We start from the raw sequence: 13514 nt of genomic DNA, 5'->3' as shown, positions 1-13514 counted from the left end.
GACGGTGGCCCGTAACGGAGAACAAACATGCCCTCGATGTACAGTTTCTCGGTCCCCGTCTTTCAACGCGGCCTGCAAAACCTTTCGGTCTACCTCGATCAGATCGAAGCCTATGCCTCTGAAAAAGGCATCGAGCCCAAAGAGCTCGTCGCAGCACGCCTCTTCGACGATATGCTGCCGCTTTCCGGCCAATTTCAGCGCGCTTCCGACGCCGCGAAACTCGCCATCGCCAGGCTGGCCGGCGTCGATGCCCCACGCTTCGAAGACAATGAGACGACAGTCGCCGACCTGCGCGAACGCCTGAAGAAAACACAGGATTTCCTGGCGACGGTGACGCCGGAAGCTTTGGAAGGCAGCGAAACGCGTGAGGTCACGATCTCGCCGGGCGGCAATAAGACCGTGTTCAAGGGCGAGGATTATCTTGCGAAGTTCGCGCTGCCGAACTTCTTCTTCCATATCACCACGGCGCACTGCATCTTGCGCAGCCGTGGTCTGCCGGTCGGCAAGATGACCTATCTAGGATCGTTTGCCTAAAACGGATCAGGGCCGGCGCGAAACCGGCCCATCTTCAGTCAGTTCGAAATAGGCAAGCGTCTGGTCCAGATGCTCAGCCCGCAAAGAAAGCAGTTTTTCCGCATAGGCGAGCCGGGTCGACGTATAAGCACCATCATTCGCGACGTTTGAAAGCTCCATCGGATCTTTCGCCAGATCGAACAGTAGTGGCGGAAGACCGGCGAAATGGACATATTTGAACCGTTCGTCGCGGATGACGGCGAGGTTGCAGGCATTGGATTTCAGGCCGAAATGCCGCTCGGGACTTTCGTTGGCAACATCGCGGAAATCGAACTCCCAGAATGCCACCTCGCGCCAGTTAGCCGGCTCGGAATCGGACAGGAACGGCAGAAGGCTTTCGCCATCGACATGGTTTGCCGGGGCGATCCCAAGCCGGTCGCACAGGCTCGGAAAAATATCCGCAGAGCTAGTAAAATGCTCCACCTGTCGGCCATTCGTGGCGGGCTGGCACGGATCGCGAATGACAAGCGGAACATGATAGCTGCCGTCATGGAAACCGCCCTTGCCGAGCATCCAGTGATCGCCCATCATTTCCGCATGATCCGAGGTGAAGACGATGACCGTGTCGTCCCAGGCACAGGCATCCTTCAACGCCTGCCAGATCCGCCCGAGCTGCGCGTCGACTTCGGCAATCATGCCGTAGTAGACGGCGCGGATCGCTGAAAAATCTTGCGACGTCCACTCGTTGATGGAGCCTTTGCCGCCATACATGAAGCCACTCTTGCCGATCTGCGGCAACGCGAAGGCAAGCAATGGATGCGTCGCCGTTTCAGTCTCTCGATCAACGGCGCGGGCGAAGGCAGGGCCATCGGCCGCGGAGAACATGCGATTGTACGGCTCTGGCACCGAGAATGGCGGATGGGGCCTCAGAAACGAAACATGTGCAAACCAGGGTGCGTCCTGCTCGCCGAGCCAGCGAATGAATTCGCCGGCCAGAAAGGCCGTCTGCGTCTCGTCCTTAGAGTAGGCCGGCGCATTGTTGGAAATCTCGCCGGGCGCCGCGCCGACCGGAATATGGATATCGCGACTGACGGCATCGGCATGGCCGCGCGACCGCAGCCAGGATAACCACTGCTTTTCATGTTCGGGCAGCAGCTGCCGTGCGGTAAAGCCCGGCAGGACGCCTTCATAGGTCGTCAGATGCGGATCGTGCGGATCGCGGCCGCGCGGATCGGGCGCGGTGTCCGTATAGCCGAACAGCGTCGGATCATAGCCGGCCCGACGTGCCGCAAGCGCGATATTGTCGAAACGCGCATCCAGCGGCGATCCGTTGCGGCAAACGCGATGGTTCATCTGATAGAGGCCGGTATAGAGCGTCGCCCGCGCCGGCGAACAGGGTGCCGCACCCGCATAATGCCGGCGGAACAGGACGCCTTCCCGCGCCAGCGCATCGACATTCGGCGTCTTCACGCATTCATGACCGACGGCGGAGAGGCAATCCCCCCGCCATTGGTCAGCCGAAATCAACAGCACATTTGGGCGCTTGCCTCCAACGCCAGCAAAGGAGGAATGCTCAGTGCTGGTTGGATTTGGCATGCCAGTTCCACGCGGATTGGATGATCTCGGTCAGATCATATTGTGGCGACCAGCCGAGGATATCGCGGGCCTTGTCGTTGTTGGCGACGAGCGTCGTCGAATCGCCCTCGCGGCGGCCGACATATTCGACCGGGAACGGCCGGTTCGAAACCGCCTCGATCGTTCCCAGCAATTCCTTCACCGTCGTACCGGTACCCGTACCGAGATTGAGGGCGACGGTGTCTCCGCCGCGCAGCAGATATTCCACGGCGCGGACATGGGCATCGGCAAGATCGAGCACATGGATGTAATCGCGCACGCAGGTCCCATCGCGGGTATCATAATCGCTGCCGAAGACCTTGAAGCCCTCGCGACGACCGAGGGCTGCATCGATGGCGAGCGGGATGGCATGGGTTTCCGGCTTATGCCACTCGCCGATACGGCCCTCGAAATCGGCGCCGGCAGCGTTGAAATACCGCAGCACGACCGAGCGCAGCCCTTTGTATTGGTCATAATCGGCGAGCGCCTGCTCGACGATGTATTTCGTGCGACCGTATGGGTTGATCGGCACCTGTCGATGGCTTTCGTCGAGCGGCACGCTCTGCGGCAGACCATAGGTCGCACAAGTCGAGGAAAAGACGAAGGCCTTCACGCCGGCCGCCTGGGCTGCCGAAAGCAAGGTCAGCGTGCCGATGACGTTGTTCTCATAGAAGGAGACGGGATCCTTGACCGATTCACCCACTTCGATCAATGCGGCGAAATGCAGGATGGCGGCGGGCTTGTATTTGGCCAGCACCTCGTCGAGACGCGCCCGATCGCGGATATCGCCTTCCTCGACCGGACCCCATTTGACGAATTCGCGATGGCCGTTGGAAAAATTGTCATATACAACGGGCTGAAAACCCTTGTTCGCCAGATCCAGACATGTGTGCGAGCCGATATAGCCGGCGCCCCCGACCACAAGAACCGTTTCCACTGCCATAGTCATCCCTTCTCAACGATGTACTGCCCGAAGCATGTCGGATCGTGCTTGATCCGAGGTGTAGAGTTAGAGATCTCTAGACGAGTTGCAAGGTTGGAAAATGACTTAGGGTGTGAAGCAGCACCGGGGTGTAAGCTCTCTCAATCTCCCGCGAACAATAATTTTAGATGAGTTCCTGGTCGGCGCTGATTAGGACCCTAAAAGAAATGTCGATTCGTTTAATGTTGTCAGTGCTTTATCCAAAAACTGACCCGGGCCGCATGTCCGTGCCAAATCATACTCATCGGATATCGGCGGGTTGAGTGGTTTGAGTAATCTTACCACCGATCATCTCGCTCCAGGCTTCGAAGGCACTACGGGCCACCGCGACTGTCCTGCCGACATTATCGGCGCTCCCCACCGAAATGGTCGCGGAAGGCGTTCCGTCCGATGGTGAGATGATATCATAGGGATGACACCGTGCGGCCTGAACCCAGGCGCCGTCGATATAGAAGTCGGTCTTCTGCATGGGAATGATACCTTGATTTCGGCCGCTCAGCGTCAGTGGGAGCGGAGACGATTGATAGGCCCGCGCAACAACGGCACGAGAGAGGACAAAAAGAGGAGCATTTGAAAGACTTTTCAGATCCGAAATTTCCATGGCAGATCCCAAGCCGCCATTCCGCAACCTGCTTCGCACAGCACTTCGCCGAGCGCGGTTGCGGTCGGCATGCCGCGTCCGGAATAGCCGACGGGCGCAAAAAGAACCTCAGCCGGATTGTTGAGATGTGGTGTGCAATCCAGGTTGATCGCAAACTTGATTTTCTTCCTCACCGACAATCAATCGTTTCCCCGTCTGTAAGGTCTCCTTGCGCCACCATATCGTCGTCATCGCCCACTAGGACTTTAATCAGAGCAAAGGTTCGGGTCCTCAGCCGCGGTGGAAGCTGCAGAATCTCCTCGACGAAACGGCGGCCTTCGCTTGTTGCCAGGTAAGCGATGCGCTCGTCTACCTCAGGCAAACCACCGTTCACCGGCTCTGATCCCGTCTGCGGCAGACCGTCGTAGAAGCGCGAGACCGGAACGTTCAGACAGTTGGCGATCTCGTAGAGCACCGAGGCACTCATGCGGTTCTTGCCGCTCTCATATTTCTGGATTTGCTGATAGCTCAAATCCACCTTATGGCCGAGCTCGGTCTGCGACAGGTTCGAATGTATCCGGATGATCCGAAGCTGCTGGCCGACATGACGGTCGATCGGGTGGATCGATGGAGTATAGGTATCCCTGCCCCGAAAGGATTGCCGTTGCGGGCGTCCGGCCAATGCTTTCGTCACTCGCTCATGCATGGATGGATTTCTCCGTTGTACTCATCACCAGCCGGACAATCCACATCTTTGTTGCTGTTGACTACCGAAGGGCGGCTTCTCGGACACCACTACGAAGCTGGAGAGCAGGCACAATTTCATAGGCTACCCTCGACGCACGCGCTGTTTGTTGCCACGGCGCTTCGCGAAAGATAAGTTATATAACAGTACTATAGGTAACTTTTGTTTTCAATATCCAACTTTCGAAAAAAGAAAGTTTATGCTCAAGCCACCTCAATGCCGCGCTGCCAGGGCGCTATTGAACTGGACTCAGAACGACCTCGCTAAGCAAACCGCTATAAGCGCGGTTTCGATACGTGCATTCGAGAAAGGCGGCGATATGCGGGAAAGCAATCTTCGGCTCCTGAAGCTAACCTTAGAGGCCGCGGGGGTCATTTTTCAAAATGAAGGCGAAATGATTCAAGGGGGGCTTGGTGTAAGACTACGCGCTGACGCTGATGATGATCAGCACTAGACCCAGTCAATCTCATTAGCGGTCAGGGCGTGTCCACATACTTTTCTGCCGCTAGCATGTTAGTTGGCAAATCTATTTTGACGTACACTGTCAATTGATGTCCGGCCTGAGAGATCGGTGACGTTTTGTGCCGGAGACATGTGTAGCACTTTCGCTTTTTTGGCGAGATATGATGATATTGTGCGAACAATTGCCCTCCGGCAATCAAGATAGCGCTGCCGACAGGTGGTGAAACAAATCGCCCCGTCGACCAACTCCGATCGCCAGATCCGGATATCAGCCTGTCGTTTCCCTTTGACATTTCCGGATATTCTCAGCGATCAACACCGCGGACACGGCTGATTGTTCGACGTTGACGCTCGGCAATAATCTCTTCTGCCCTGTCTATCGCGACGGCACGCTGGACTGTACGCATTTGCCCAAGGATGGCTTTGAAGGCCGATTGCTGAGACTTTGAGACCATGTTGGTAACACCAGCCTCGTTGCGTGAAATTGCACCCGGTCCGAAGCGAGCATCAAGTGCCTTACTGACAAAGGCAAATTCCTGCCGGACATCCGTTGGTAGCGAGCGGACGAGTCGGGTCAGATCACGCGGGTTCCTCTCCGTCTCGGACGTGATGTGTCGCAGCTCAGACTGGGCAATTCTCGTCAACGCTGGAATAGGTACTGCCATCCGCTCCCGCTCAATCATGACCGCCGATTTTTCGTTCTCAAAAGCGCTCAAGTAATATCGACCGAGAGAGTGAATATCAGCACTAACTGCCTCAACCGCCTGCAGCGCTTTCCTGCGCTCGCGACCACCGGCGAGCAGCCTATCCATCATCCTGCCGCTACCGCGCAGGGCGCCATAGGCAGTTGGTTCTGTGGCAACGGCACGCGCAATACGCTCAGGATTGATCTGCTTGCGCACCAGATCTTCGATCGTCGCCACGGCGGCTGCGGGGTCGCGCCAGATCACGGACGCGGTGGCAGCGAGTGTTGCTCTTGCCAGTTTGTAATGCTCAGCCTCGCTCACGCGCATCCGCGCCTCCTCATCGAGGCTCGCCTTGAATTTCGTGACCGCCGGCAACATCGCAGGTATGGTGTTGAGGTTGTCGGAGGTGGCCGCGGCGATCATGAAAGTCTGCCGTTGCTCAGCGAGCTCGGCAGCGAAGCGTTTGACAGCAGCAAATATCGCGATCAACTCGGTCCGCTTTTCCTTCCCAATCGCTTCCGGCATGCCCATCGCGATATCGCGCTCGGCGAACTGATCAGTCTTTTCCGTAAATGCATCCCATCCGAACCGGCGGCTCAGGGCTTCACTCACCGCATTGATCTCCTGAACGACGAAGCGATCCTCCGCGGCAAGGCGAAATGCTGTGCGGTATGCTTCCTGCCCACCCTTCTGTCGGATCGCTTCGACCTCTGCGAGCCGCCCTCTCGCTCTGTCGGAAAGGCCTGGCACCGTGACCTCCATGGACGACCGACGCCTTCGTTCGCGACCGTCGAACCAATCCGCCTGCTTACGAAATTCAGTTGCGTGCGCCCGTGCAAGAACCGCCAATTCGGGCACCGCCGCCAAGGCGGCGGCCCTCTTCGCTCGGTCACCGCGGCGGTCGATCAGCTTGTTGCTGCCATGCAACGCACCTAGGCTTTGCGGAGAGCGTGACAACCGGTCCGCCATGATGCCTGGTTCCAGCGCGAGGTTCCATGATTGTTCGTTCAGACGGGAAAGCGCTCTATCTGGCTCACGATAGATTCGCTCAAGCAGCGAACGCAGGATCGCTTCTCGTTCCTTCCATTGAGGAGATGCGAGTTGGGCGAGACGCGCATCTTCCGCAATCGATGGGGAAATGAATTTCACTGCGGGCAGTAGATCGGAAGCATCCGCGACCGGAGCGAGCAACGCGCCTTTATCCTGGGTTGCGTTGATGGCGGTGTTTCGACCCGAAGTTTCGATCGTGGTGCCGAAGGCGACGTTCGCCCGCTGCCAGAGCCGCGCTAGATGATCGCGTTGTTCGGCAAGCCAATTGGATAGACGCCCAGCCTGTGCTTCGACGGCGTGACTATAATCCGCGATAGTGTCGATGCCGCGCAGCCGTGCGAAGTCGAAAGCCACGGATCGATAAGACGCCTCATTTTCGAAATCGAGCGTCGTCGTCTTTTCGCCGGAGCGCGACAGCCGTTCGACTAATTGCGCGAAGAGCGCTGGTCCGTGATGTTTGGCGGCAACCTGCTCCATCCGATCCTCGGCGTTTTGAATTGAATCCGCTGTCCAGATATTGCGTTCGACAACACGATCCTCAAAGCGCTTCGCGCCCGTTTCCTCATCAATGACAGGCACTTTGACGGTAACTTTTTCAGTTCCATCCTTGCGCAGGGTCGCGGTATCGCCGACCCCCACGCCGGCATCCTCAAGCGCCTTGGGCAGATTGACGCCCCAAAGTCGATGCGTGGTTCCATCGTCCGTTTTGACGTCAACATAAGGAGAAGGACCCACGTCGTCCTGCTTGCGAAACTTCGCGAGACCGGTTTCAACAAGCTCGCCGGTGATACCGGCGGCATGTTCGACGCGTGCCGTCTTGCCCCATTCCAGCTTTGGCTGAAAATCTTCCAGTGCCGCATAAAGATCGACACGCTCGCGATGACGCGTCATGGCAACATAGGTCAGGTGTCGGTCCATCGTCCCGGTTGCCAGCACAAAAGCGCGGTCGAAGGTCGATCCTTGGGTCTTGTGAATCGTTGCGGCGTAGCCATGGTCAACATTGCGATAAGTATCTTCCGCGAACATGACATCCCGACCATTATCCAACCGAACGAAAAGGAATGGTTCCCCACCTCGATCCGTTGTCGATATCACCGTTCCAAACATGCCGTTCTTGACATGCTGAACGGTTAGATGAGGGGCCCTCGGTTCGACGAAGCGCGCATTTTCCAGAAAGATGATCCGGTCGCCCACGGAGAACTCACGTCTGCCGCGCTCGGTGCGAAACGACCTACCCTCCCCAAGCGCATCCTGGTGCAACATAACCGCACGGATTGCGTCGTTGAGGCGCATCACATCGCTATTGGTGTGGGCGAGAACCATCAACTCGTCGCCACGCAGCTTACGACCCTCAACCTCCGCCTTGGCTATGGCATCAATGCGAGCGTTGGCCCAATCGGAGACGATCCGTTGAACCGCATCGCTCCGCGTGTCACTTTCGAGGAGATGGCCGTGGGCGCTGTAGACACTCAAGGCTTCCTCAACCTTTCCGCGGGCGAACAGACGAGATGCATCTCGCGCCCATCCGTGTCTCTGGCGGCGAACGCCAACCAATTCAGCAAAGCCGATGCGCTCGACGATGGCACGGAAGGAAGCTCCCGCCTGGATCGGCTGAAGTTGCATCGCATCGCCCACAAGAACCACTTTCGCGCCGGCATCCTCGATGCGTTTGAGAAGAAGCATCATCTGTTCCGACGATACCATACCAGCTTCGTCTAGAACCAACACGTCTCCCTTCTGCAACGGGTCATATCCGTGCTTCCAGGCAAGCTCCCAAGCGGCAATCGTTCGTGAGCGGATCCCCGAGCTACCATGCAATGCCTCCGCCGCCTTGCCGGCTAATGCTGCTCCGAGGACGCGTCTGCCTTCTCCTTCCCAAGCGATGCGGGCCACACTCAGCAATGTCGATTTGCCGGTGCCGGCAGGGCCAACGACCGCAGTGATAGCATCATCGGCAGTGATATGCCGAACCGCGTCGACCTGCTCAGCGTCGAGGCGAATGGCCTTGTCTTGCGTTGCCTCAATCTCAACTATCGCAGCATCAACTTGGGATGACGATACCGCGAAGCCACCGATATTCGAGAGGTTGAATGCCGACCGCGCCATATGGAATTCGGTCTTGATCATCGCGCGCGTAGTGAAGATCGCCGGCAGCTCGACCCCACCGGTTTCCGCACTCATCTGCTGTGGCCGCAGTATCACCAAATCATCCGACGCCATCAGCTTCGCGCGGATATTGGCAAAAACGATTGGATCATCAACATGGCGATGCAGGGCGCGGGCGATCTCGGTTTCATCGAAAGTCGAGCGCTCGTTGCTGAGTTGCCTAAGCAGTAGGCCGGGGTCGGCGGCGAGACGATCCGCCCTCTCGTAACGCTGCGCCAATGCTGCCGGGGCGAAATAAACATCGGCTCCTCTGCGTAGACGCGCGGTACGGGCTGGACCGAGATGGCGCTGCCCCATTCCCCGCAACCCCTGCTCCTCGTAGGAGCGGCCGTCTATACGGATATCGTGACCGGCAAGTGCCAGATGGTGCGTTACCGTTTCAGCCCAGGCAAGTTTCCACTCCTCCATCGTCGCCTTGTTGCCCGCCCACCGACGGTAAATGATTCTTCCTTTCGGCTTGTCGGGGGTTTTGAGGCGCAACGGTTCACCACTGTTGTCAATGACAGCGACGTGCTTCAGGCCGAATCCTTCCGCCGTCAGTGGACGCAGCGTGGTCATGACGTGGACGTGCGGATTACCCTTCTTGTCGTGATAAACCCAGTCGGCCACCATCCCGCGCGACACCAGGTTCTCGCGAACGAAGTCGCGCACCAGTGCGACATTATCCTTCCTGCTGAGCTCGTTTGGAAGCGCAAGGATGATCTCGCGGGCCAATTGTGCATCACGCCGAGTCTCAAAACAATCGACGGCATTCCAAAGCGCTTCGCTGGCGCCGGCAACCGATCGTCCGTCGATCACAATTCGCAACCATGCCGGTGTATCGTCAGGCAGAGCGAGTTCCTCATGAATGAGTTCGTCCGCCCCTGCGGAGTAGTGGAACTTAGTACCCACCTGCTCGTCCATCATCTTGGTGCGATGACGATATGCAGCGGCTGAGACGATGCTCTGTCCCGCTCCGCGGCTGATCAATTTCGCTCTCAAAAACATAATAGCCAAATTTGACTCCCTTCTATCGGGCTCGCCGGCACTGCAGCAAATATCGAGGTATTTGGCGAAAAGACCTCGGACGAGGCCAATTTTCATGCGTGCATTCCATTTTTCTACATTACTCGACCCAGTTTGACTACCGTATTTAAATCAGTATAAAAGATGCAATCGAAGTCGACCCTGATGGAAGAAAGGACAGACATGCGTGCAAGAACCACGGTCTCCGAGATCGACACACAGATCGAGCTGCTCAGGGAGAAACGCAAAAACGTAGTCGCCAAGGCCAATGAACGTTTCGCTAGCGCGGCACTGAGGGCCGGTCTCGCCGAGCTGGACATTTCCGACGACGAGCTCGACGACGTCCTCGCCCAGATCACGGCGCGATTTCGCGATGGCGAAAAAAGGGCGACCGGCGAATCCACTTAAGAGGCTGGATCAGCGGATTATGCTTCTCGAACGAAGGCAGCAACGCGACATGACGAACTATCGCAAGCGCGAAACACGTGACAAGATCATCTTCGGCGGATTGATCATCAAGGCTGGCTTAAGAAAAGCCGATCGCGCATTCCTACTCGGCGCCCTGATCGAGGCAAGCCGGATTCCGTCAGATACGGCGCAATATCACCACCTACGTGAGATTGGAATGGAAGCATTCCGGACCGACGCACGCATGACCAATTCAGAAAGCAAAGATCTAACATGACGGTGTCGAGTTTGGCGAGATCTTGACCCCTGATTACAATTTTGCTCTAACCCTTCTGGACGGATCTAATTCCTTGAAAAGATCGATGGTTCGAAGACGGGGTTGGGTCATGACGAAACGCAAAACCGGGTTGAACCTTCACGCAACTCAACATCCAGATATCGTAGAAGTCCTTCATCCGACTGTTTGCACGCCCCAGCATGACCATCGCCTGGAACTTCTCGGCGATGACCGTTTCTCGCGCATAGGCTCGGAGTCGGGGCATCGGAAAACCAAGCATGGAAGGATAATCTAGCATCTCCGCACCAGGCTCGAGCGCATCGCCAAATCCGATGTCGATCGTCAGGGTAATCCGGGCGCCGCTGATAGAAGCGACCACCCGTAACCTGAGCCCACCATATTCCAGTCCCTCGCGAATGCGATCCACGCGGAGGGTTTCTGCGTCGAACGTGACGGCATCGTCAGCCTCTTGCGCCAAAATCTCCCGAAAGGTCTCGAGCATCGGTTCTGGTTCAGGATTGCCAAACCCCAAAAGGTCAAGGTCGCGCGTGCCGCGGTGCAGATCGTCAAACCAACTCATCATCAGCATCGCGCCCTTCAGCACGAAACGGCCCGCATGGGGTGACTGGCTGAGCCGGAACAGCAACCGTTCAAGGGCGAAGCGCGTCAGGATCAGATCAAAACTCTGCCCGTTTGCCTTGGCGAGTTGCAAAAGGCGAGCGCGCACCGAGGCTCCAAGATTTCTGATTTCCTTAGCCATTGGCGGTCAGTGCCTCGAGATACGGACGGATTACGGTGCCAACACCACCGCGCTCGGCTTGGTCAGCGATTTCGCCAGGAGTAGCCCTTCGTTGCCGCAGCGTCTCCTGCAGCCCCTCTATCGCCACGGATAGGCCAATCTTGTTGCGATAGCGAAAGCAATCGGCAATCGTCTTGGCGATTCCAAAAACCTTCACCGGAACGCCTTCAACGACATGGGTCTCGACGCTTTCGTTGAGAAAGCAGTCTGTGAAACGCACGATGCGCATAGTAGCAGGGCCTTCCGGTTGCGGAGCCCAGTCTTTGCGGCCTATGGCAAGCCAGATTTGTCTCGGAAGTTGATCCGTCAAGCCGTGGAAAGCGAGGGCCGAAACAAGGCAGATAATGGCTTTCGGGGCGCGTTTGGCAATCTCCGCCAGGCTATGGTTGGCATCGAGTTCTGCATCGGGAAGTTGATAAAGACCGCGGGCAAGCCGCACGACCTCACCATTCCGTTCCATTCGGCTCATGGTCGCCGCCGTCACGCCTGCATTCCGCAGTTCCGCGAGACGTGCTATCCCGCGTTCAGCGAGCACGGTTCGGGCGATTTGGCGTTGCGTGACGGAAGCCGGCATTGATACGAAAACTCGGAGCATAGAATCTATTATCCGAGGATTTGTATCACAATCCTTGGACCCAAGAAAGCCGCCGATTGGCGAAGTCGTCAGCCGATAATAAACACTTGCTCTTGAAGAGATATGAACTCGTGATCCTTCAAGCGAACTAATCTAATGAAAACAATCGCTTAGGCTACATAAGGCGGGTAATCAATCTTATGGAACTATGTTGCGGTTTTGCGCATGTTCATTTGTATCCGAAAATTGAAAGAATTGCGCTTGGATATCGAAGCAGTGACTGCCCCAGTGATGTTGTCATTGCCGACCACTATCGACAGGTTTGCTTACAATTCGAGATCATGTAGGCGCCATCGGCAAATCAGAAACTCGATTCCGTTATTTGGGGCTGGATCAATGGAATGTCAGGTCCAACTCAGCAATATACTCCACTGATTGTTGTGCAGATCAAATGCTGTTTCGATACGGCCCCACGGAAAAATGTAGGCCATCATCCCATGGGGGTACCTTTCCTGCGGATTGCCAAACTCAGCCATCAAGATCTCGTCATAGTGCCGTTGCACTTGATCGGGTTCAGCTCCGTCTCGATCGAGCAGTATGAAGGAAAATTTTTTTAATTCTTCTCTGAAAAAGCTTAACCTTGCCGCAGCCGGCCTTCCCAGCATGCAAACATCCTTAATCGAAATATGTCGCCAGCCGGTATCGACCACCAAATCATTCCATACCGTAAGTCCCATCCCGAGAACCTGAGAAAGCCGTTCGTTTCGAGCGAGCACTCGACCCTCTACCAAGAGAATTGAACCGTTACTCCTGTCAATGTTGCAAACCATTATCTAATCCTTGAATGGAATGGAAAACAGCGGCACCAGCGAATCCTTGTAGCTTGGTATAAAGAATTGTGGGGCTCCGCCGTTGCCCCAATCGGGGTTCGCCGTAGTCCGTCCCGAGATCACTTGTCCGCACTGTGGAGCGGTCGATCGCATGCATTATCGCGGTTTTGATGCCGACACAGGCGAGCGCAGGTGCCGGTGCCACGCCTGTGGATATCACTGCCGTCTGTCCGACCTGCTCCACGAGCAGGGACCTGATTTCATGCTCGAGCACCGTGTCGCGGTACGTCCGTCATCATCGCGCCGGAAGAGCTAAATCTTCTGACCCCAGATGCGAAGATTTAATTTGAACATAGTTTCCTTATTCGTTCTGCGAGTTGGGCTAAATCCCAGCTTCGAGCCGACGGGGTCAGATTCGCACCTATGATGCTACAAGCACTCCATTTTCCCCTATCCAAATAATTCCTGGGATGCTGTAGAAGTAGGTCAGCAAATCCAAATCGCTTTCATCGGACGCACTCTGCGGCCATTGGGCGCGCAGGTATGCAACAATTGACTCTGGCGCCTCGTGCCACTGTGCTTCTTCGTCTTGAATCGTAAGCCTTGGATACGGATTCTGGGGCGACGCATAGCAATCAGCTCCCGGGGCTATGAATTTGATCTTTCCTGCTCGCAGTAGATGTTCGATCAACCAGAAGAAGGCCTCCCTATGCTCATCAAATGATAAGTTGGGATTCCACGAATTGATCGCACTAAACAAGCCCGTGATCCAAAGCCCGAATGCATCCCTCACGATTTCATCAATATGTTCGATTGGTTCCAC

11 protein-coding genes and 1 pseudogene are annotated in these 13514 nt (G+C 56.3%); 3 read left to right on the top strand and 9 right to left on the bottom strand.

Features of this window, described 5'->3' with window-relative positions; genetic code table 11:
* Positions 1 to 27 precede the first annotated feature (27 nt).
* Positions 28 to 534 carry a DUF1993 domain-containing protein gene (locus GA0061102_RS18095; protein WP_092851735.1) on the top strand — a complete coding sequence of 169 codons (507 nt, stop codon included), beginning with the start codon at positions 28 to 30 and terminating at the stop codon, positions 532 to 534.
* A gap of 6 nt (positions 535 to 540) precedes the next feature.
* Here the strand turns inward: GA0061102_RS18095 and GA0061102_RS18090 are convergent, their stop codons facing one another.
* The 5 genes from GA0061102_RS18090 to traA form a co-directional block, all read right to left on the bottom strand.
* Positions 541 to 2109, bottom strand: coding sequence for an alkaline phosphatase family protein (locus GA0061102_RS18090; RefSeq protein WP_092851733.1), 1569 nt, complete (start codon positions 2107 to 2109; stop codon positions 541 to 543).
* Positions 2087 to 3070 carry a UDP-glucose 4-epimerase GalE gene (gene galE, locus GA0061102_RS18085; protein ID WP_092851731.1) on the bottom strand — a complete coding sequence of 328 codons (984 nt, stop codon included), beginning with the start codon at positions 3068 to 3070 and terminating at the stop codon, positions 2087 to 2089. The genes GA0061102_RS18090 and galE overlap by 23 nt, the downstream gene beginning before the upstream one ends.
* A gap of 280 nt (positions 3071 to 3350) precedes the next feature.
* A complete protein-coding gene (locus GA0061102_RS33310) occupies positions 3351 to 3710 on the bottom strand; it encodes a hypothetical protein (RefSeq protein WP_092851729.1) in 360 nt (119 codons plus the stop codon).
* 169 nt (positions 3711 to 3879) lie between these two features.
* Entirely contained in the window at positions 3880 to 4395 is a 516-nt protein-coding gene (locus tag GA0061102_RS18070) for a helix-turn-helix domain-containing protein (RefSeq protein WP_092851725.1), read from the bottom strand.
* Between the two features lie 806 nt (positions 4396 to 5201).
* Positions 5202 to 9794, bottom strand: coding sequence for a Ti-type conjugative transfer relaxase TraA (traA, locus tag GA0061102_RS18060; protein WP_092851822.1), 4593 nt, complete (start codon positions 9792 to 9794; stop codon positions 5202 to 5204).
* A gap of 192 nt (positions 9795 to 9986) precedes the next feature.
* Between traA and GA0061102_RS18055 the strand changes: the two genes are divergently transcribed.
* Together GA0061102_RS18055 and GA0061102_RS18050 are read left to right on the top strand one after the other, a co-directional pair.
* On the top strand, positions 9987 to 10211 hold the full coding sequence (locus GA0061102_RS18055; RefSeq protein ID WP_092851721.1) for a TraC family protein: 225 nt from the start codon (positions 9987 to 9989) through the stop codon (positions 10209 to 10211).
* Positions 10212 to 10260: 49 nt separating this feature from the next.
* Entirely contained in the window at positions 10261 to 10488 is a 228-nt protein-coding gene (locus tag GA0061102_RS18050; RefSeq protein WP_092851820.1) for a conjugal transfer protein TraD, read from the top strand.
* Between the two features lie 145 nt (positions 10489 to 10633).
* Here the strand turns inward: GA0061102_RS18050 and GA0061102_RS18045 are convergent.
* The 4 genes and pseudogenes from GA0061102_RS18045 to GA0061102_RS18030 form a co-directional block, all read right to left on the bottom strand.
* A pseudogene (locus GA0061102_RS18045) lies at positions 10634 to 11248 on the bottom strand (nucleotidyl transferase AbiEii/AbiGii toxin family protein); the annotation flags it as partial.
* Positions 11241 to 11861: a type IV toxin-antitoxin system AbiEi family antitoxin domain-containing protein gene (locus GA0061102_RS18040; RefSeq protein ID WP_092851719.1), complete on the bottom strand. Its 621-nt coding sequence runs from the start codon at positions 11859 to 11861 to the stop codon at positions 11241 to 11243. The gene GA0061102_RS18040 and the pseudogene GA0061102_RS18045, both read right to left, overlap by 8 nt.
* A gap of 404 nt (positions 11862 to 12265) precedes the next feature.
* Positions 12266 to 12691 carry a hypothetical protein gene (locus GA0061102_RS18035; protein WP_092851717.1) on the bottom strand — a complete coding sequence of 142 codons (426 nt, stop codon included), beginning with the start codon at positions 12689 to 12691 and terminating at the stop codon, positions 12266 to 12268.
* Between the two features lie 421 nt (positions 12692 to 13112).
* Entirely contained in the window at positions 13113 to 13514 is a 402-nt protein-coding gene (locus GA0061102_RS18030; RefSeq protein ID WP_208858661.1) for a hypothetical protein, read from the bottom strand.

The organism is Martinezella miluonensis (assembly GCF_900094545.1).
In the GTDB taxonomy this organism is placed as follows: Bacteria; Pseudomonadota; Alphaproteobacteria; order Rhizobiales; family Rhizobiaceae; genus Rhizobium; species Rhizobium miluonense.
The sequence above is the reverse complement of the archived record's forward strand: the minus strand, read 5'-3'. Positions and strand labels throughout refer to the sequence as shown.

Excerpts from the sequence above, each read along its gene's own strand:
- GA0061102_RS18070 (WP_092851725.1), bottom strand. The coding sequence starts at position 4,395 with ATGCATGAGCGAGTGACGAAAGCATTGGCCGGACGCCCGCAACGGCAA.
- GA0061102_RS18040 (WP_092851719.1), bottom strand. The coding sequence starts at position 11,861 with ATGCCGGCTTCCGTCACGCAACGCCAAATCGCCCGAACCGTGCTCGCT.
- GA0061102_RS18055 (WP_092851721.1), top strand. The coding sequence starts at position 9,987 with ATGCGTGCAAGAACCACGGTCTCCGAGATCGACACACAGATCGAGCTG.
- GA0061102_RS18035 (WP_092851717.1), bottom strand. The coding sequence starts at position 12,691 with ATGGTTTGCAACATTGACAGGAGTAACGGTTCAATTCTCTTGGTAGAG.
- GA0061102_RS18050 (WP_092851820.1), top strand. The coding sequence starts at position 10,261 with ATGACGAACTATCGCAAGCGCGAAACACGTGACAAGATCATCTTCGGC.
- GA0061102_RS18090 (WP_092851733.1), bottom strand. The coding sequence starts at position 2,109 with ATGCCAAATCCAACCAGCACTGAGCATTCCTCCTTTGCTGGCGTTGGA.
- GA0061102_RS18095 (WP_092851735.1), top strand. The coding sequence starts at position 28 with ATGCCCTCGATGTACAGTTTCTCGGTCCCCGTCTTTCAACGCGGCCTG.
- galE (WP_092851731.1), bottom strand. The coding sequence starts at position 3,070 with ATGGCAGTGGAAACGGTTCTTGTGGTCGGGGGCGCCGGCTATATCGGC.
- GA0061102_RS33310 (WP_092851729.1), bottom strand. The coding sequence starts at position 3,710 with ATGGAAATTTCGGATCTGAAAAGTCTTTCAAATGCTCCTCTTTTTGTC.